General features: G+C 63.5%; 16 protein-coding genes and 1 pseudogene. 4 read left to right on the top strand and 13 right to left on the bottom strand.

The features are described 5' to 3' along the window. Position 1: 1 nt before the first annotated feature. The 3 genes from bfr to AC1DVW_RS08055 form a co-directional block, all read right to left on the bottom strand. Entirely contained in the window at positions 2-487 is a 486-nt protein-coding gene (gene bfr, locus AC1DVW_RS08065) for a bacterioferritin (RefSeq protein WP_477241567.1), read from the bottom strand. Further along, on the bottom strand, positions 453-764 hold the full coding sequence (locus AC1DVW_RS08060) for a (2Fe-2S)-binding protein (protein WP_477322286.1): 312 nt from the start codon (positions 762-764) through the stop codon (positions 453-455). Before AC1DVW_RS08060 ends, bfr begins: the two co-directional genes overlap by 35 nt. 61 nt (positions 765-825) lie before the next feature. Continuing rightward, complete coding sequence (locus AC1DVW_RS08055) at positions 826-2,118, bottom strand: imelysin family protein (protein ID WP_477322660.1); 1,293 nt, start codon at positions 2,116-2,118, stop codon at positions 826-828. A 460-nt stretch (positions 2,119-2,578) separates the two neighbouring features. Here AC1DVW_RS08055 and AC1DVW_RS08050 point away from each other — a divergent pair, with 460 nt between their 5' ends. Beyond that, positions 2,579-3,832 (top strand): NAD(P)/FAD-dependent oxidoreductase, encoded by a 1,254-nt coding sequence (locus tag AC1DVW_RS08050; RefSeq protein WP_477322285.1) that lies wholly within the window; start codon positions 2,579-2,581, stop codon positions 3,830-3,832. A gap of 122 nt (positions 3,833-3,954) precedes the next feature. Here AC1DVW_RS08050 and AC1DVW_RS08045 read toward each other — a convergent pair whose 3' ends face one another. After that, positions 3,955-5,232 carry a 4-aminobutyrate--2-oxoglutarate transaminase gene (locus tag AC1DVW_RS08045; RefSeq protein ID WP_477322284.1) on the bottom strand — a complete coding sequence of 426 codons (1,278 nt, stop codon included), beginning with the start codon at positions 5,230-5,232 and terminating at the stop codon, positions 3,955-3,957. A 324-nt stretch (positions 5,233-5,556) separates the two neighbouring features. Here AC1DVW_RS08045 and AC1DVW_RS08040 point away from each other — a divergent pair, with 324 nt between their 5' ends. The 3 genes from AC1DVW_RS08040 to AC1DVW_RS08030 are packed head-to-tail and all read left to right on the top strand — an operon-like array spanning position 5,557 to position 10,777. Beyond that, positions 5,557-6,600 carry an efflux RND transporter periplasmic adaptor subunit gene (locus AC1DVW_RS08040; RefSeq protein ID WP_477322283.1) on the top strand — a complete coding sequence of 348 codons (1,044 nt, stop codon included), beginning with the start codon at positions 5,557-5,559 and terminating at the stop codon, positions 6,598-6,600. Then, entirely contained in the window at positions 6,597-7,682 is a 1,086-nt protein-coding gene (locus AC1DVW_RS08035) for an efflux RND transporter periplasmic adaptor subunit (protein ID WP_477322281.1), read from the top strand. The genes AC1DVW_RS08040 and AC1DVW_RS08035 overlap by 4 nt, the downstream gene beginning before the upstream one ends. Further along, positions 7,679-10,777, top strand: coding sequence for an efflux RND transporter permease subunit (locus tag AC1DVW_RS08030; RefSeq protein WP_477322280.1), 3,099 nt, complete (start codon positions 7,679-7,681; stop codon positions 10,775-10,777). Before AC1DVW_RS08035 ends, AC1DVW_RS08030 begins: the two co-directional genes overlap by 4 nt. A 12-nt stretch (positions 10,778-10,789) precedes the next feature. Here the strand turns inward: AC1DVW_RS08030 and AC1DVW_RS08025 are convergent, their stop codons facing one another. From AC1DVW_RS08025 to AC1DVW_RS07985, 9 genes and pseudogenes are all read right to left on the bottom strand, one after another. Next, complete coding sequence (locus AC1DVW_RS08025) at positions 10,790-11,128, bottom strand: hypothetical protein (protein ID WP_477275489.1); 339 nt, start codon at positions 11,126-11,128, stop codon at positions 10,790-10,792. A 38-nt stretch (positions 11,129-11,166) separates the two neighbouring features. Next, positions 11,167-11,916, bottom strand: a complete 750-nt coding sequence (locus tag AC1DVW_RS08020; protein WP_477322279.1) for an ABC transporter ATP-binding protein — start codon at positions 11,914-11,916, stop codon at positions 11,167-11,169. Continuing rightward, on the bottom strand, positions 11,913-12,755 hold the full coding sequence (locus tag AC1DVW_RS08015) for an ABC transporter ATP-binding protein (protein ID WP_477322277.1): 843 nt from the start codon (positions 12,753-12,755) through the stop codon (positions 11,913-11,915). The genes AC1DVW_RS08020 and AC1DVW_RS08015 overlap by 4 nt, the downstream gene beginning before the upstream one ends. Further along, positions 12,752-13,672: a nickel transporter permease gene (gene nikC / locus AC1DVW_RS08010; protein ID WP_477322276.1), complete on the bottom strand. Its 921-nt coding sequence runs from the start codon at positions 13,670-13,672 to the stop codon at positions 12,752-12,754. The genes AC1DVW_RS08015 and nikC overlap by 4 nt, the downstream gene beginning before the upstream one ends. Continuing rightward, positions 13,669-14,736, bottom strand: coding sequence for an ABC transporter permease (locus AC1DVW_RS08005; protein ID WP_477322274.1), 1,068 nt, complete (start codon positions 14,734-14,736; stop codon positions 13,669-13,671). Before AC1DVW_RS08005 ends, nikC begins: the two co-directional genes overlap by 4 nt. 18 nt (positions 14,737-14,754) lie before the next feature. Continuing rightward, positions 14,755-16,397 (bottom strand): annotated as a pseudogene (locus AC1DVW_RS08000) (ABC transporter substrate-binding protein). A gap of 263 nt (positions 16,398-16,660) precedes the next feature. Further along, positions 16,661-17,860 (bottom strand): lytic murein transglycosylase, encoded by a 1,200-nt coding sequence (locus AC1DVW_RS07995; RefSeq protein WP_477322658.1) that lies wholly within the window; start codon positions 17,858-17,860, stop codon positions 16,661-16,663. Positions 17,861-17,936: 76 nt separating this feature from the next. Beyond that, the gene (recR, locus tag AC1DVW_RS07990; RefSeq protein WP_477241542.1) at positions 17,937-18,542 is read right to left on the bottom strand and encodes a recombination mediator RecR; all 606 of its coding nucleotides are present in this window, start codon (positions 18,540-18,542) and stop codon (positions 17,937-17,939) included. Between the two features lie 76 nt (positions 18,543-18,618). Beyond that, the gene (locus AC1DVW_RS07985; RefSeq protein WP_477241540.1) at positions 18,619-19,548 is read right to left on the bottom strand and encodes a cell wall hydrolase; all 930 of its coding nucleotides are present in this window, start codon (positions 19,546-19,548) and stop codon (positions 18,619-18,621) included. Positions 19,549-19,725: the final 177 nt, after the last annotated feature.

The following is a 19,725-nucleotide window of genomic DNA, read 5'->3' as shown; positions in this document are numbered from 1 at the left end:
CTTATTCCGCTTCGTCGGCCGATGCCGCGTTGAGCTGGCCGTATTTTTCCTCGCCGATCGAGGCGAGCAGATCGAGTTGCGTCTCGAGGAAGTCGATGTGACCTTCCTCGTCGGCCAGCAATTCCTCGAACAGTTTCATCGTCACGTAGTCGCCTGCTTCTTCGCAGATCTCGCGCGAGCGCCTGTAGGCGGTGCGCGCGTCATACTCGCCGGCAAGATCGGATTCGAGGACTTCCTTGACGTTCTGCCCGATGCGCAAAGGCGCCACGGATTGCAGGTTCGGATGTCCTTCGAGGAAGATGATACGGGCCACCAGCCGGTCGGCATGGTGCATCTCCTCGATCGATTCAGCGCGTTCCTTTTTTGCCAGCTTGGCGTATCCCCAGTCTTCCAGCAGGCGGAAATGCACCCAGTATTGGTTGACCGCCCCAAGCTCCAGAAACAGCGCTTCGTTAAGCCGCTCGATGACCTGCTTTTCGCCTTTCATGGGTTCTGCTCCCGTATTGGACGCGTAGGCCTCTGACGCGATCCAGATGTGAAACGATGTCCACGCCGCTCGCCTCCGAGCGGGCGTGGTAATTTTCGGTGACCCGAATGATCGTTTCGACCACATTTGGGAAGCAGCCGCAACAGCGACCGCGCTTCTGCATGGCGTGATAGATCTTCGCCGGCACGATGAGCTGCCAGGGGTCCTGATCGAGCAGCGCGACGATCGTCTGCTCGATTTCCTTCTCCGTGATGATGTTGCAATGGCAGATCAGCATCGACTTGCTCTGGCTGACGGCGCGCTCCTCCGCACCGTGTGGCTTGTTTCCTGGTCAGACCTTACTTGAACACCTTGTCCGGTGCATCGAGGCTATCGGAACCCTCGAAAGCGATGTTGTTGAGCTTGAGGGCGCCAACGGCGCGTTCGATCGACTTGGTCTGGTCGATCAGCGCGTCGATTGCCGCCTGCACGGTGGCATTGCCTTGCGCGTTGCCCTCGGCGATCTGCTGGTCATAGGCCTCGCCGGCCAAGGCGCGGGCCTTGATGGCCTCCATCCTGGCGACCGAGACATCCAGCTTGTCCGACAGTTCCTTGTCGAGCGCCGGATCGGTGGCCTTCACCATGTCGTGCACCGAAGGGCCCGAAACGACGGTGCCGTCGAGGCGCGTGTAGCTGGCGAGATAGGCGGCGCGGATGCCGACGGCGTCATAGAGATGGGAGATATAGGTGTTGTCGGAGAAGCAGTCATGCTCCTCTTCCGGATCGTGCAGCAACAGGCCGAGCTTCATGCGCTCGCCGGCCAGTTCGCCATAGGACAAAGAGCCCATGCCGGTGAAGATCACCGCGATGGCAGTGTTCGGCTCGCCATCGACGAGGTTCTTGCGGGCGGCGCCGTCGTCCTTCCAGTTGCCAACCATCTCCTGCAGGTCGGAAACCAGAAGGTCGCTCGCTGACTTCAGATATTGCGCACGGCGGTCGCAATTGCCGCCGGTGCAATTGGCAAGATCGTAGTCGGTGTAGGGCCGCTCGCCGGCGCCCGGGCCGGTGCCGCGCAGGTCCTGGCCCCAGAGCAGGAATTCGATGGCGTGATAGCCGGTGGCGACATTGGCCTCGATGCCGCCGGCCTCCTGCAGCGTGCCGGACAGGAATTCCGGCGTCAGGTTGGTGGCATCGACCTTCTTGCCGTTGATCTCGATCGACTTGTTGGCGATCACATTGGCGGTGTAGAGCGCGTTGGCGTCGGACTCGGTGCCGTAGCTCTTGGCGACATAGTCGATCAGGCCTTCGTCCAGCGGCCAGGAGTTCACCTTGCCTTCCCAGTCGTCGACGATCTTGTTGCCGAAACGGTAGACTTCGGTCTGCTGGTAGGGGATGCGCGATGCCTTCCAGGCCTCGCGCGCGGCGGTCAGCGTTTCCACCGAAGGCTTGGCAAGCAGCGCATCGACGGCCGTGTCGAGCGCCTGCGCCGTGGTCAGCGAATCCTCGTATTTGGCGAGCGCGATGTCCGAATAGGTCTTGATGACCGCCTTGGCATCGGTTTCCGCCTTAGCCGGCAGCACGAACACTGCCGCCGTCAGCAGTGCCGTGGCGCCGATCGCAGCAAGCCTTGAGCCATACCGTGCCGTGATCATCGCTCTCATGATTGTCGTCTCCTCAGGAATTTCAGTGAAATGTCGGCGCCGACGGCGCAGCAATGGATGATCGGCGCCGCGGCATGCATCTGCCATCGGGCGAAAAAGAGGCCGCGACACGGGCGCGATTTGCTAAAGAAAGACACCGAAATGCCTCCAATCGAAAGGGTTCAAGGCCCAGACATCAAAGGGATGCGCTTGCTGCGCGAGGCTCCCATAAAGCGGCGGCGGGGCGGGAAGTCAACCGGCACGGACAAGAAAAATCAATTGAAACAACAGTTTAGAATTATTCTAAACTGTAACTGTCAACTTTAACCGCCCCGCACATTGCACGGTTCAGGAACGCGGCGATTGACAGGTGGCCATCCCGGGTGCGACCCGGACCGGGGCTCTTGCGACGGCGGCAGACAATCGCCACTTGGCCAGACGTCCTAGAATCGGTTGAGGAATTTGGGCTGCGATGAAGAACGGTGTGGTCATAGTCGGTGCGGGGCATGCGGGCGTGCAAGCGGCCGCCAGCCTGCGCGAGGAGGGCTATGACGGGCCGGTGATCCTCATCGGTGACGAGAACGAGCTGCCCTATCACAAGCCGCCGTTGTCGAAGACCTTCATCAAGGATCCGGAGGCAAAACCGCAGCCATTGCGCGGCGAGGCCTTCTACACCGGCAGCACCATCGACTACCGGCCGGGCATCCGCATAGACCGCATCGACGCCGGTGGCCGCAAGCTGGAGATTGAAGGCGGCGGCGCGCTGCCGTTTGACCGCCTGATCCTGGCGACCGGCTCGCGGCCGCGTCTTCTTCCGCTGCCAGGTTCCGACCTTTCCGGCGTGGTGTCGCTGCGTTCGATCGCCGATGCGCGGCTGATCCGGGAGCTCAGCGCGCACAGCGAGGATGTCGTCATTCTCGGCGGCGGATTCATCGGACTGGAGATCGCAGCCACCCTGAAAGCGGCCGGCCGCAAGGTGACCGTGGTCGAAGCCGTCGACCGGCTGCTTGGCCGGGCGGTGGCGCCGGTCACCGCCAGCCATGTGCGGCAACGGCTTGAGGCGACGGGCGTGCGTATCCTCACCGGCACCACCATTGCCCGGCTGGAAGGCGAGAACGGCCGTGTTTCGGCTGCGGTCACATCCGGTGGCGAGCGGCTGCCGGCGCAAATGATCATCATCGGCATCGGCGTGGTGCCCAATGTCGAATTGGCTGAGGCCGCCGGCATCGCCATTGCCAACGGCATCCGCGTCGACCAGCAGATGCGCAGCTCATTGCCGGAAATCCTCGCCATCGGCGACGCCGCCTCCTACCGGCACTGGTTCACCGGTGCGGACGTGCGGCTGGAATCGGTGCAGAACGCCACCGACCAGGCGCGGCTTGCGGCGCGCACCATCCTCGGCCATGCCGACGCCTTTGCGGCGGTGCCCTGGTTCTGGTCGGATATCGGCGACATGAAACTGCAGATGGTCGGGCTGACGTCGGGCGGCGACAGCCATGTCGTGCTGGGCGATCTGGGCGAGAACAAATTCTCGATCTATCACTATGCCGGAGACCGGCTGCTCGGCATTGAATCGGTCAATCGCCCGGGCGATCACATGCTTGGCCGCAAGATGCTCGGCGCCGGCTTCTCGCCAACGCCGCAGACGGTAGCAGAAGGCCCTGATGGGCTGAAGGCTGCACTGGCGGCGTTTCAGCAGGATGAACGGGCTAGGGCTGCGGGCTAGATGCGCTTACCCTCCCCCTTGTGGGGAGGGTCGCTGCGAAGCAGCGGGGCGGGGGTGCGGCACCGACCCCCACCCGGACCTTCGGTCCGACCTCCCCACAAGGGGGAGGTTGGGGTCGCGGCTCAGGCAGCGCAGACTTCGCGGATCGAGCTTTCCAGAATATCAAGCGCCTCGTTCATGACGTTGTCCTGGATGGTGATCGGGGCGAGGAAGCGGATGACGTTGCCGTAGACGCCGCAGGTCAAGAGGATCAGGCCCTTGTCGAGCGCCTTCAGCCGGATCGCATTGGCGATCTCGGCCGACGGCAGGCCCTTCTTGACGTCGTTGAACTCGACCGCGTTCATGAAACCGAGGCCCCGGATGTCGACAATCTCGGGCACGTCGTCGCGGATCGACTGAAGCCGCTGCTTCAGCCGCGCGCCCAGCGTGTTGGCGCGGTCGCAGAGCTTTTCCTCTTCGATCACGTCGAGCACCGCATGTGCCGCGGCAACACCGATCGGGCTGCCGCCATAGGTACCACCGAGCCCGCCAGGACCAGGCGCATCCATGATCTCGGCGCGGCCGGTGACCGCCGCCAGCGGGAAGCCGCCGGCCAGGCTCTTGGCCATGGTGGTGATGTCGGCCGCCACGTCGTGGTGATCCATAGCGAACATCTTGCCGGTACGGGCAAAACCGGTCTGCACCTCGTCGGCAATCAGCAGCATGCCGTGCTGGTCACAAAGTTTGCGCAGGGCCACCATGAATTCACGCGGCGCATCGTAAAAGCCGCCCTCGCCCTGCACCGGCTCGAGGATGATGGCGGCGACACGGGCCGGGTCGACATCGGCCTTGAACAGGCGGTCGAGTGCGGCCAGCGAATCGGCGACCGAGACGCCATGCAGCGGCACCGGGAACGGTGCGTGAAAAACATCGGCCGGCATGGCGCCGAAACCGACCTTGTAGGGCACGACCTTGCCGGTCAGCGCCATGCCCATGAAGGTGCGGCCGTGGAAGCCGCCGGCAAAGGCGATGACCGCCGGACGGCCGGTGGCGTTGCGGGCGATCTTGATGGCGTTCTCGACCGCCTCGGCACCGGTGGTGACAAAAATCGTCTTCTTGTCGAACTTGCCGGGCAGCATGGCGTTCAGCCGTTCGGCCAGCCGCACATAGCTCTCGTAAGGCACCACCTGGTGGCAGGTGTGGGTGAAGCGGTCGAGCTGCGCCTTCACAGCCTCGATCACCTTGGGATGGCGGTGGCCGGTGTTGACGACGGCGATGCCGGACGAAAAGTCGATGTAGCGGCGTCCCTCAACATCCCAGATTTCTGAATTCTCGGCGCGATCGGCATAGATCTGCGTGGTCATGCCGACGCCGCGCGAAATCGACTGGTTCTTGCGTTCGGAAATGGCTGAATTCTTCATGTCTCGTCCTCGCCGGGTCGGCGCCCGTTCTCGTTGGTAGCTGCTCCAGACCTCTTCTGACCTTATTTCACGTTTTCCTCAAGTCGGCACCATCGCCGGGCCATTGGGCCTGCCGTCCAGTTCTCAACCAGTCGACCGATACACGTACGACACAGGTTCCCTTTTCCTTGGGATCGATTATCCTTCCAGTCGTCTGCGACAGCTCGCCGGTCACGAGCGTCACAGGCTGATGAGGGATCCATGAGCAGGAACGCGACATCGTCCGCCCCGCAGCCTTCCAACCCTTTGTCATTTCCAGCCGCTCCCGTCCTTCTGGCCTGTGCATTGAGTTTGTTTCTGGCCGGCTGTCAGAAGCAGGAGGCGGCCGCGAAAAAACTGCCGGTCATGGTGCGCACCGAAACAGTGACGGTGGCTGACTATGCGCCAAGGACCTCGCTGACCGGCGTGATCGCGGCGCGCACGCTGAACAATCTGTCGTTTCGGGTCGGCGGCCGTGTCGCCGAACGGCTTGTCGATGTCGGCCAGCATGTCGACAAGGACGCCGTGCTTGCCCGCATCGATCCGCAGGAACAGGAATCCGATTTGCGCTCCGCCCAGGCCGACCTCGATGCGGCGCAAGCGCAGTTGACCCAGGCCACCGCGGCCTTCGAACGGCAGAAGACGCTGCTTGCCCAGGGGTTCACCACACGGCGCGACTATGATGCCGCCGACCAGGCGCTGAAGGTGGCGCAAGGCAGTGTCGATGCGGCGCAAAGCGCGCTCTCCAACGCCAAGGAAAACCTGTCCTTCACCGAACTCAGGGCCGGTGCCGCCGGCGTCATCACCGCCCGCCAGGTCGAAGCCGGACAGGTGGTGCAGGCGGCCCAGACCGTCTTCACCGTCGCCGAGGACGGCGACCGCGATGCGGTGTTCAATGTGCAGGAAACCCTGGTCGCGAAGACGCCGCCATCGCCGGCGGTGACCATCACCCTGTTGTCCGACCCGCAGGTCAAGGCGATGGGCAAGGTGCGCGAAATTGCACCGGCGGTCGATCCGGCTTCGGGTTCGATCCGGGTCAAGATCGCCATTCCCGACACACCCGCCGGCATGCCGCTGGGCGCGGCGGTCATCGGCTCGGTCAGCGCCAAGCCGTCGAAAGCCGTCATCCTGCCCTGGCAGGCGCTGACCTCGAGCGAGGGCAAGCCGGCGGTCTGGGTCGTCGATGCGTCGACCAAGGCAGTGGCAACGGCACTGGTCAATGTGCTGGCCTTCGATTCCGGTATCGTCGTCATCGACAAGGGACTGGAGGCCGGACAAAGCGTCGTCACCGCAGGCGGCCAGTTGCTCAGCCCCGGCCAGACGGTCGAGATATCGGGAGCGGGACAATGAGCCGGCTGCCGCGCATCCCTGCCTTGCTTGGCCTGCTTACGCTCGGGTGGCTCGCCGCCTGCTCGCAGTCGCAGGAGAAGCTGCCCGAGATCATCCGGCCGGTTCTGTCAGTGGTGATCGAACCGCAAACCAGCCAGACATTCGGCTTTGCCGGCTCGGTCGAGCCACAATTCAGCGCCGATCTCGCCTTCCGCCTGCTTGGCCGGATCGTCTCCCGTGACGTCAAGGTCGGCGACATCGTCACCAAAGGAACGACGATCGCCGCACTCGATCCGACGGCGCTGGAACTGGCCGTCCAGGCGGCCAAGGCAGAACTCTCCAACGCCGAGGCGCAATTCGCCAATGCCGCCGCCAGCGAGGAGCGGCAGCGCCAGCTGCTCGCCGCCGCCAACACCTCGCAGGCCGTCTTCGATGCCGCGCAGCAAGCCAGGAAAGCGGCCGAAGCCGGCGTCGAAAAGGCCAAGGCAGCACTTGCCAAATCGCAGGAGCAACTCGGCTATGCCCGCCTGTTTTCGGATTTCGACGGTGTGGTCACAGCTGTCGGTGCCGAAGTCGGCCAGACCGTCTCGCCCGGCCAGACCGTCGTCACCGTGGCGCGTTCGGACCTACGCGACGCGGTCGTCGATATTCCCGACCAGCTAACCGACGACCTCTCAGCCGGCACGTCGTTCGACATCATTCTGCAATCGCTGCCGACGATCCACACCGAGGCCAAATTGCGTGAGATCGCGCCGCAAGCCGAAGGTTCGACGCGGACCCGCCGCGTCCGGCTGACGCTGACCGATCCGCCGCAGGCATTCCGGCTGGGTTCGACGGTGACGGCGACACGCGTGGCCACGGTTGCACCGACGATCGAACTGCCGCTGTCGGCGCTGCTCGAGAAGAATGGCGCCGACAAGGTCTGGATCGTCGATGAGCAGACGTCGAGCGTGCGTTCGCGCGACATCAAGGTCACCGCCAAGGGTGCTGCCACCTTCATTGTCGCCGAAGGCCTCGAGGCCGGGATGCGCGTCGTCACCGCCGGCGTCCACAGCCTGGTGGAGGGCCAGAAGGTCAAGATCCCGCAAGGAGGGGCGACATGAAGGGGTTCAACCTCTCCGACTGGGCGCTCAACCACCGCTCGCTGGTCTGGTACTTCATGCTGGTCTTCGTCGTCGCCGGCGTCTTTGCCTATCTCAATCTCGGCCGTGAAGAAGATCCGGCCTTCACCATCAAGACCATGGTCATCCAGGCCAACTGGCCGGGCGCCTCGGTCAACGAGACGGTGCGGCAGGTCACCGACCGCATCGAAAAGAAACTGGAGGAACTGGACAGCCTCGACTTCACCCGCTCGGTCACCACTGCGGGCAAGACCGTCATCTTCGTCAACCTGAAGGACACCACCAAGGCGCGCGATGTCGTGCCAAACTGGACCCAGGTGCGCAACATGGTCAACGACATCGCGCCGCAATTTCCGCAAGGCGTGCAGGGGCCGTTCTTCAACGACCGCTTCGGCGATGTCTTCGGCAATATATACGCCTTCACCTCGGACGGGCTGACGCCGCGCCAGTTGCGCGACTATGTCGAGGACGTCAGGACCAGGATCCTGGCCGTGCCGAACGCCGGCAAGGTCGATCTGGTCGGCGCCCAGGACGAAGCCATCTATCTCGAATTCTCGACCCGCCAGATCGCCGCACTCGGCCTCAACCAGCAGGCGATCGTGGCGAGCCTGCAGGCGCAGAACGCCATCACGCCGTCGGGCGTTGTCGAATCCGGCCCCGAGCGCGTCAGCGTACGCGTCGGCGGCCAGTTCACCTCGGAGGAGAGCCTGCGCGCCATCAATCTGCGCGTCAACGACCGCTTCTTCCGGCTGAGCGACGTGGCGACGATCCGGCGCGGCTATGCCGATCCGCCGACGGCGCTGTTCCGCTTCAACGGCCAGGATGCAATCGGGCTGGCCATCGGCATGAAGCCCAACGCCAATCTGCTCGAATTCGGCGCCGCACTCGAGAAGGAAATGGACGAGGTGCTGGCCGATCTGCCCGTCGGCGTCGGCGTGCATCTGGTCGCCGACCAGCCTGTCATCGTCGAGGAGGCGGTTTCGGGCTTCACCCGGGCGCTGGCCGAGGCGGTCGCCATCGTGCTCGCCGTGTCCTTCATCAGCCTCGGCATGCGCGCCGGCTTCGTCGTGGCGCTGTCGATCCCGCTGGTGCTGGCCATTACCTTCACGGTCATGGCCTATCTCGGCATCTCGCTGCAGCGCATTTCGCTGGGTGCGCTGATCATCGCGCTTGGGCTATTGGTCGACGACGCCATGATCGCCGTCGAGATGATGGTGGCGCGGCTGGAGGTCGGCGACACGCTGCGCAAGGCGGCGACCTACGTCTACACCTCGACCGCCTTCCCGATGCTGACCGGCACGCTGGTGACGGTCGCCGGCTTCATCCCGATCGGCCTCAACAACAGCGCCGCCGGCGAATACACCTTCACGCTGTTCGTCGTCATCGCGGTGTCGCTTCTGGTGTCATGGATCGTCGCGGTGCTGTTTGCGCCGCTGCTCGGCGTCACCATCCTGCCGGCGACGATGAAGCAGCAGCATCACGATAACCCCGGCCGCTTCACCAGCCTGTTCCGGCGCGTGCTCCTGGGCTCGGTGCGTCATCACTGGCTGACCATCATCGCCACCGTGCTGTTGTTTGCCGGCTCGATAGCCGGCTTCGGTCTCGTGCAGCAGCAGTTCTTTCCGCCATCGGACCGGCCGGAACTGATCGTCGACTGGAACCTGCCACAGAACTCGTCGATCACCGAGACCCGCGACCAGATCGAGCGTTTCGAGGGGCGGGCGCTGGCCGGCAATCCCGATATCGACCATTTCAGCTCCTATATCGGCCAGGGCGCGGTGCGTTTCCTGCTTGCCTTCGACGTCCAGCCGGCCAATCCCTATTTCGGCCAGACCGTCATCGTCACCAAGAGCATCGAGGCGCGCAACCGGCTGAAGCCGGTGCTGGAGAAGCTGCTGCGCGAGGAATTCATCGGCACCGACGCCTTCGTCAAGCCGCTTGAACTTGGGCCGCCGGTCGGCCGCCCGGTGCAATACCGCGTCGGCGGCCCCGACATCCAGACGGTACGCGAACTGGCACAGCAGTTCGCTGGCCTGATCTCGGTCAATCCGAAGCTGGCGGCACCGACTTTCGACTGGAACGAGCCACAGCGCGTGCTCAGGGTCGACGTGCTGCAGGACAAGGCGCGACAGCTCGGCATCACCTCCTCAGACATCGCCAGCGCGCTGAACAGCACGGTAGGTGGCGCCACCATCACCCAGGTGCGCGACGCCACTTACCTGATCAACGTCATCGCCCGCTCGCGCGAGGCTGAACGCGGTTCGATCGACACGCTGCAGAACATGCAGCTGCCGACCGGGAATGGCGAGGCGATCCCGCTCGCGGCGGTGGCAAACTTCCGCTACGACCTCGAACAGCCGACGGTGTGGCGACGCAATCGCATCCCGACGATCACCGTGCGCGCAGGCCTGGTCGGCGACGTGCTGCCCGCCACCGTCGTCAACGAATTGAAGCCATCGGTCGACGCCTTCATCGCCAAGCTGCCGCCGGGCTATTCGATCGCAACCGCCGGCTCGGTCGAGGAAAGCGCCAAAAGCCAGGGACCGATCGCCGCCGTGGTGCCGCTGATGCTGTTCGTCATGGCGACCATCCTGATGATCCAGCTGCAAAGCTTCCAGCGCCTGTTCCTGGTCGTGGCGGTGGCGCCGCTCGGCCTGATCGGCGTGGTCGCGTCCCTGGTGCCGAGCGGCGCGCCGCTCGGCTTCGTCGCCATCCTCGGCGTGCTGGCGCTGATCGGCATCCTGATCCGCAACTCGGTCATCCTGATCGTGCAGATCGAGGATCTGGTGCGCGAGGGCAAGGACCGCTGGGCGGCCGTGATCGAGGCGACCGAGCACCGCATGCGGCCGATCGCGCTGACGGCGGCCGCCGCCAGCCTGGCTCTGATCCCGATTGCGCGCGAAGTGTTCTGGGGGCCGATGGCCTACGCCATGATGGGCGGCATCATCGCCGGCACGGCGATCACGCTGCTGTTCCTGCCGGCCCTTTATGTCGCGTGGTTCCGGATCAAGGAGCCGAAAGGCCAGGAAGAACCGCCTATTTCTGAGAACGGCGAACTGGTGCAAGGCCCAGCTTAAAGCTCTGCCGCATCATTCATTGTCGTTGGAGGGTTCGGGGCGCGATTTGGCGCGCTGCCACGGCGACGATCTTGAGGTGCGCCAGGCATGCCAGCCTTTTGGCAAATCGGCCAAGGCAAGGATGCTTTCATCCAACCGAACGACCTCTTGCAGGCCGACGAGCATTATCTCGCGTTCGTCCCAATCTCGAGTGTCGCTGCTATGAAATTGCCAACTGCCACCTTCATCGTTGTAGGTGTCGTCGTCGTCAGCTTCGTGCACAACGTATGCGATCCAGTCGCCACGTTCAAATATGCTCTTGTCCGACAACACCGCGACATTGGGTGGGTCTTCGAACTTCCATTCCTCCATAGGAAACCCCAGAACGCAGTGGGCAGAAAGAAGCGAATTCAAACGGTCCTCACAAACCCCTCACTCGCCCTGAGCAGGTTGCGCGTATAATCCTTCGTCACGCGGTGCCCGATCAGCTGGCTCGCGGTTAGATTCTCGACTGCCTCGCCGTTCTGCATCACCATCAGCCGCTCGCACATATGGGTGACGATGGCGAGGTCGTGGCTGACCATCAGGAAGGTCAGCTTGCGCCGCCGCCTGATTTCTTCCAGCAGGTTGAGCACCTCCGCCTGCACCGAAGCGTCGAGCGCCGAGGTCGGTTCGTCGAGCAAAAGGATCGAGGGTTCGAGGATCAGGGCGCGGGCGATCGCGACGCGCTGGCGCTGGCCGCCCGACAATTGATGCGAATAGCGGAAGCGGAAACCGTTGCCGAGGCCGACCTCGTCCAGCGCCTGCTGGATGCGCTTTTCGCCATCGGCGAAGCCATGGATGGCGAGCGGCTCCTGCAGCAGCCTGTCGACCGTCTGGCGCGGATGCAGCGAGCCGTAGGGGTCCTGGAAGACCATCTGCACTTCGCGGTAAAAAGCCTTGTCGCGGCGCAGCCCAAGCTTCTTGCCGTTGACGGTGATGCCGCCTGAAGCGACCGGCGCGAGGCCGGCGATTGCCCGCAGCAGCGTCGATTTCCCGGAGCCAGATTCGCCGACCAGGCCAAAAGATTCGCCTGACCTGACTTCGAGGCTGACGCCTTTCAGCGCGCGAAAGCGGTCGAAGATCACCTCGAGCCCGTCGATGGCAATCGCTGCTGTCATGCCGCCCACTCCGGCTTGCGGTCGAGCACCGGCAGCGGGTGGCGTTCGAAGCCTATCCTGGGCATGCAGTTGAGCAGGCCGCGCGTATAAGGATGTTGGGCGTCGCGGAGCTCGGACGCCTTCAGCTGCTCGACCACCTTGCCGGCATACATGACGATGACCCGGTCGCAGAAGGACGAGACCAGGCGCAGATCGTGCGAGATGAAGATCAGCCCCATGCCGCGCTCGCTGACCAGCCGGTCGAGAATTCCGAGCACGTCGAGTTGGACGGTGACGTCGAGGGCCGAGGTCGGCTCGTCGGCAATCATCATTTCCGGTCCGGCGATCAGCATCATGGCGATCATGGCGCGTTGGCCCATGCCGCCGGAGACTTCATGCGGATGCAGGTCGAAGACGCGGGCCGGGTCGCGGATCTGCACCGCCTCCAGCATGGCGAGCGCGCGGTCGCGCGCCTCGGCCTTGCCGACCTTCTCATGCGTCCGCAGCGTCTCGACGATCTGGCGGCCGATGCTCATCACCGGATCGAGCGAGTATTTGGGGTCTTGAAGGATCATGGCGATCCGTTTTCCCCGCATGGCCCTTCGTTCGCGCGGCGAGACGCCGAGCAGGTCGATGCCGTCAAAAGCGAGCTTGTTGGCCGATATCAGGGCCTGCGGCGGGGTCAGGCCCATAATGGCGCGGCCGGTCTGCGACTTGCCCGAGCCGCTTTCACCGACAATGCCCAGCCGCTCGCGGCCAAGCGAGAAGGAGACGCCGCGCACCGCCTCGATCAGGCCGGTGCGGGTCGGGAAGGTGACGCGCAGATTGTCGACCTCGAGAAGCGCACGGTCGCCGCTCATTGCTCGCCACTCCTTGGATCGAGCGCGTCGCGCAGGCCGTCGCCGAGCAGGTTGAAGCCGAGGCTGACGATGAGGATGGCGAAGCCGGGCGCGCCGGCCACCCACCACTGATCGAGCACAAAGCGACGGCCCGAGGCGATCATCGCGCCCCATTCGGGAAGCGGTGGCTGCGCGCCGAGGCCGAGGAAGCCGAGTCCGGCGGCGGTCAGGATGATGCCGGCCATGTCGAGCGTCACCCTGATGATCAGCGAGGAGATGCAGAGCGGCATGATGTGGCGCAAAACGATGCGGAACGGCGAAGCGCCCATCAATTGCACCGCCTTGATGTAATCGGAATTGCGCACGGTCAGCGTTTCGGCGCGCGCAATGCGGGCATAGGGCGGCCATGAGGTGATGGCGATGGCCAGAACCGCGTTCTCGATGCCGGGGCCAAGGGCGGCAACGAAGGCCAGCGCCAGGATCAGCTTCGGGAAAGCGAGGAAGATGTCGGTGATGCGCATCAGGATGGCGTCGGTCCAGCCGCCGGCATAGCCGGCTACGGTGCCGACCAGCAGGCCGATCGGGGCGGCGATGACAGCGACAAGGATGACGACATAGAGCGTCCATCGCGAGCCGAAGATGATGCGCGAGAGGATGTCGCGGCCAAGGTCGTCCGTGCCGAACCAGTGCGCGGCGCTTGGCGCCAGCAGCCGCGAATTCTTGAGGTCGCCGAATGTCGGGGAATAGGGCGCCAGCACATCGGCAAGGCCCGCGACCACCAACAGCGCGATGATGATGAGCAGGCCGAGAAACGCCAGCCGATTGGCGGAAAAGCGCCGCCACGCCACGTAAGTGCGGCCGAGCCTGGCCTGCATGCGCGAGGCTGGCCGCTCGCTGAGCAGCCAGTCGCGACGGCTCTGGATCACCTCGGTGCTCATCCTGCCTTGGTCCTTGGATCGAGCACGCGGTAGAGCAGATCGGACAAAAGATTGATGGCGATGAACACCGAGCCGATAACGATGGTGCCGCCGAGCACGGCGTTCATGTCGGCATTCTGCAGCGAATTGGTGATGTAGAGGCCGATGCCAGGCCACGAAAACACCGTCTCGGTCAGCACCGAGCCTTCGAGCAACCCGGCATAGGAAAGCGCGATCACGGTGACCATCGGCACGGCGGCATTGCGCAACGCATGGCGCCAGATGATGCGGGTTTCCGACAGGCCCTTGGCGCGCGCCGCAACGATGTATTCCTGGGCGAGTTCATTGAGCATGAACGAGCGCGTCATGCGGCTGATGTAGGCGAGCGAGAAGTAGCCGAGCAGTCCTGCCGGCAGGATGATGTGGCGGAAGGCGTCATAGAAGACATCCCATTGCCGCTGCCACAGCGCATCCAGGAGATAGAAGCCGGTGATCGGCGTGAAGGTGTATTCGTAGACGACGTCGAGGCGACCGGGAAAGGCGACCCATTTCAGCTTGGCGTAGAACAGCACCAGACCCAGCAGCCCGATCCAGAAGATCGGCACGGAATAGCCGATCAGGCCGACGATGCGCACAATCTGGTCGATGATGCTGCCACGCCGCACTGCGGCCAGCACGCCGAGCGGCACGCCGAGCAGGGAACCAATCAAGGTTCCCAGCGTCGCCAGTTCGATCGTCGCAGGAAAGGCACGGCGGATGTCGGTCATGACCGGATTGGTGGTCAGCACCGAGGTGCCGAAATCGCCGTTCAGGGCGTTCTTCACATAGATATAGAATTGCTCGACCAGGGGCAGGTCGAGACCCATCTCGCGGCGTGTGCGCTCGACGACATTGAGAGGCGCCCGGTCGCCGAGCACCGCCAGCACCGGGTCGATCGGGATGACACGGCCAATGAAGAAGGTGACCGCGAGAAGACCGAGATAGGTCGTTATCGCGATAACCAGGAAGCGGCCAGCGAATGATGCGACAGCAACGGCGCGGGCGCTACCGCGCCGCGCCGCCACTTGGTTTTCAACCGCGCTCATGCGGCGCGTCCGCGAACGCTATTCCTTGGAGACCGGCCCGACGAAGTTGGTGTCGAAGCTGGGTCCGAGCACGAGGTTCTTGAGGTTCTTGCGCAGGCCAACCACTTCCAGTTGCTGGTGAATGATGACGAAGGGGCTGGTGTCGAGGACCTTCTGCTCGAGATCCTTGTACATTTCGGCGCGCTTGCCGGCGTCCTTCTCCAGCAGTGCAGCTTCCGTCTCCTTGGTCAGATCCGGAATGTCCCACGAGTTGCGCCAGGCCAGCGTATGGGATTTGCCGGCATCCGAATTGTCCGGGTTCGAGGCGAAGGTCTGGGCATTCGAATTCGGATCGAAATAGTCCTGGCCCCAATTGCCGATATAAATGTCGTGGTTGCGGGCGCGATACTTGGTCAGCGTCTGCTTGCCGTCGCCGGGAATGATCTCGAGCTTGATGCCGGCCTGTCCCAGCGTCTGCTGGATCGATTCCGCCATGCCGGTTGTCGGTTGGCCGGTGCGCACGTCCATGGTGACGCTGAAGCCATCCGCCAGGCCGGCCTTGGCCAGAAGTTCCTTGGCCTTGGCGACGTCGAGCTTGAAGGGATTGTCATCAATGGCGCCAAGGTCGCCCTTGGGCAGGAAGGCCTGGTGGATTTCGCCAATGCCCTTGAGGATGGTCGTGCTCAGCGCATCATAGTCGACCAGATATTTGAAGGCCTGGCGAACCTCGGGCTTGGCAAGGTTCGGGTTCTTCTGGTTGAGGCTGATGTAATAGACCGTGCCCTTCGGCGCGCTGGTGGTGGCGAGATCGGCGTTCTTGGCGATGGCGTCGAGATCGTTCGGCTCGAGGTTGCGGGCAACGTCGATGTCACCGGCTTCGAGCGCCAGGCGCTGGGCCGAACTTTCCTTCATGTTGCGATAGATGACGCGGGCAAGCTTGGCCTTTTCGCCGAAATAATTGTCGTTGCGTTCCAGCACCACCGCCTCGTTGGCGCGCCATTCGCGCAGCTTGAAGGCGCCGGAGCCGGCATAGCCGGTCTTCAGCCAGGCATTGCCGAAGTCGTTGTCCCATTTGTAGTCGGCGCTCGGCGTTACGGCTGCGACATGTTCCTTGACCAGCTTGGCGTCGACGACCGAAGCGACGGTTGCCGACAGGCAGTTCAAGACGAAGCTCGGCGCATAGGCCTTGTCGACAGTGAACTGGAAGGTCGCGTCATCGACTGCCTTGGCCTTTTCAGTGACGTTGTCGCCGCTGATGCCGAACTGGCCGATGATGAAGGCGGGGCTCTTGTCCAGCTTGACGGCCCGCTCGAACGAATAGGCGACGTCGGCCGCGGTGATCGGGTTGCCGGAGGCGAATTTCAGGCCAGGCTTGAGCTTGAAGGTGTAGGTCAGGCCGTCGTCAGAGACGGTCCAGCTGTCGGCGAGATCAGGCTTGACCTTGGACGTGTCGCTAAGGTCGAGGCGGACAAGCAGATCATAGGTGTTGCCGGTAACCTCGGCGGTCGACAGCTCGAACGCCTCGCCCGGATCCATGGAGATGATGTCGTCGATCGCGAAACCTTCGACCAGCGTGTCGGCGGGCGTGACCGCGCCAGCTGGCGCGCCGGCCAGCAGCAGCGCGGACATGGCTGCACCGCGAGCAGGACGCGCGAGCGTAGAGCAAACTTTTCCATCATCATTTTGATTGTTCCCTGTTTTGTTGGTCTTGTTGACCTGAGTTCCCGGCTCAGGCTGCAGAATTAATTCCGGGGCTGAACGACGGCCCTCTAACCCCTTACCGTCGTGGTTTTTGTCCAATTGGTCAACACCATATCCGGCGACTTCCAAGCCGGCAACGAGCATTTGCACGACAGCTTATTGGACCAGAATGGGCAGGGTCAGGTCGACGCACATGCCGGCTAATTGAAGCCGCCAATCGGGAAAAATCTGCTAATTTTCGTGACTACTTCAGCGCTGCGACCAGATCGGCGTCAGGAAAACAGGTGGCGGCGCGGCCGTTCTTGGCCTGCCACTCACCGATCGAGCGGCGCGTCTTGAAACCGGGCAAGCCGTCGGCGCTGCCGACATCATATCCTTTGGCCTCCAGCGCTCGCTGCAGGCCAGCAATGTCGGAACGGTAGAGGCCGCCGACGGCACCCCAGCTGCCGGAAAAATCGCTGTCGCCATGGGCGATGCGGTCGGCGCCATGGCCGATGAACAGGGCGTAGAGGTCGCTGGTGTTGTATTGCTTGAGCACGTAGAAATTGGGCGTGGCGATGAAGGCTGGGCCGCTGCGCCCGGCCGGCATCAATAGAAAGCCTTCGGCCTTCAGTTCGCTGGCCGGGAACGGTTTTGCGCCGACGCGCTTGATGCCCATCGCCGCCCATTCGGAAATCTTCTTGCCCTGGTCCGGACCTTCGAGCGAGCAGGAGACGCTTTCCGGCACCGTCACTTCAAAACCCCAGCCGCGGCCCTTCACCCAGCCATAGTGGACGAGGTAGTTGGCGATCGAGGCCAGCGTGTCCGGGGTCGAATTCCAGATATCGACGCGGCCGTCGCCATCGAAATCGACGGCATGTTTCAGGAACGAGGTCGGCATGAACTGCGGCTGTCCGAGCGCGCCGGCCCATGACGATTTCATCGCGCCGACCGGGGCCAGCCCGCGCTCGACGATCTCGAGTGCGGCCAGCAGTTCGGTGCGAAAGAAGTCCTTCTTGGTCGACATGAAGGCCTTGGTGCCGAGCACCTCGAAGGCATCGTAAGGCATCTTTGCCGCGCCAAAGCCGGTCTCGCGACCCCAGATCGCCAGCAGCACCTCACCCGGCACGCCGTAGCGTTTCTCGATGGCCGCCAATGTCTTGGCGTTGGCAGCCTCGCGCGTGCGCCCGCCTGATGTGACGGCGCGCACGGTCTTTTCGGCGAAATAGGCGCCGGGCGAACCGAACTCGGCCTGGTGCTGCTTCTGCGGCGTCGTCGCTTTCTGGCCAGGCAGGACAAGGTCGGGAAGCTTGAGGTTGGGCGTCACGCCATCGAAGGCGGCATCGAAGGTTCTTTTGGAGATGCCTTTGGCCTTGGCTTCCAGCCAGAGATTGTTTTGCAGCCAGGCGCGGAACTGGTCGTCGATTTTCGCGGCGGAGGCGGGGGCGGCCAAGACGACCAACATCAAAGCGAGGCAGAAAAAAACAAGGGCCGATTTCACAGAAGCAGGCTTCATTCGCATTCCCTGCCCGCCAATTGCGTCAAAACGCCGTCCGCGAGCGAAGTGCGGCGGCCAGCGTTCCCTCGTCGAGATAGTCGAGTTCGCCGCCGACCGGCACGCCATGCGCCAGCCGGGTCACCTTGATCTCGAACCCGGAAAGCTGGTCGGTGAGGTAATGCGCGGTGGTCTGGCCCTCGACGGTGGCGTTGACGGCGAGAATCACTTCCTTTACCTCGCCGCCGGCGACGCGGTCGACCAGCGAGCGGATGTTGAGCTGTTCGGGACCGATGCCGTCGAGCGGCGACAGCGTGCCACCGAGCACATGGTAGCGCACGTTCATGGCGGCGGCCCGCTCCAGCGCCCACAGGTCGGAGACATCCTCGACGACTATGAGCGTAGCGGCGTCACGGCGCGGATCGGTGCAGATCATGCAAGGGTCGGACGTATCGACATTGCCACAGGTCGAGCAGATGCGCACCTTGTCGACCGCCTCGCTCATGGCGGCGGCGAGCGGCGACAGCAACTGCTCTTTCTTCTTGATGAGGTGGAGGGCAGCGCGCCTGGCCGAACGCGGACCGAGCCCCGGCACCTTGGCCAGGAGCTGGATCAGGCGTTCAATCTCGGGACCGGCGATTCGCTTGGACATCGCACCGGTTTAGGATTTTTTGACGCGCTTTGGAACGTATCAACGCGCAAAGGACGCGGCGATCGAACGCCGCCGCCTAGTTTGCTTCCTGGCCGACGATCATCGCGGCGACGGCGTCGGTGTTCTCCGGTGTCGATTCAAACGCCATCGCCGCTTGCTGCGACGCAGCCGGGAACGAGGTGATGATCTGCGGGCTCGCGGGTCCGCCGAAACGGGCGGCGTCCGGCTCCTGCATGGGCTCCTGCAACGCCACCATTGTCGGCTTGGCGGTGGGCTTAATGAGGGCCGGCTTGACAGGGCTCACCCTTGCGGACTTCACAGGCTGCGCCACGCCGGCGGTCACATAGGTTGCCTTGGCGGCTGTGGCCTTGGCAGGCAATACCGGCTCTGCTGAGGCGACAAGCGTAACCGGCGCGGCAGGCACCGGCGCCTTTGGCTCGGCGGAGGCAACCATGGTCGTTGGCTCGTCCGGCAGCGGCTGCCAGTTGCGGCCGCGCTTTTCGTAGAAGGCGTTGCCGCCGGCGACCATCGTGTAGTGCATGTTCTTGTAAGGGAAGCGCAGGCCGGCGGTGTGGAAATACATCGTGTTCTTGAGCTTGGCCTTGCGCTCGCCCTTGAGCACCGCCTCGGCGGCTTCCTCGACATCGGGCATCGCCTTGGAATTCATCGGCCGCGTCATCACGCCGGGCGCGAACTGGCCTGGCTCGCCGACGACGTCGCAGATGGTGCTGCCATGCTGGCCGGAGCGCAGCCGGTTCATGACGACGGTGCCGACGGCGATCATGCCGTCACGGCTCGAACGGTTGGACTCGAAGAACATCGCCCGTTCCAGGCACTCCTTGTCCTTCGGGGTGTGGCCGAACGGGCGGCTCAGAAAACTGGGCGTGATAGCATCGGTCAGGCTGGCGACCGACATGCTGTGGGTGGTCTGACTGCAACCGGCCAGAAACAGCGGAGAGGTGATAACGCCGAGTATCAGCGGCGTCTTCCATCGCGTCGCGATCAACAAAATTGCCTCATTTCCAGATGCCAGCCCGCCCCGAGATGTGGCAAGAATGAGACTCTTAAAGGCAAAAAGATGGCTAAAGGATTAGCATTCGTGCAGCTTGGGTAAAACTTTATGAATGCTTGGAAACAACGCCGTGAACACTCCTGGGGAAACCGTTAAGACCACGGCTGGAAG

Source organism: Mesorhizobium sp. P3_B5, assembly GCF_056402815.1.
Note: the sequence above shows the minus strand (reverse complement) of the source record. Positions and strands in the feature narration are given on the sequence as shown.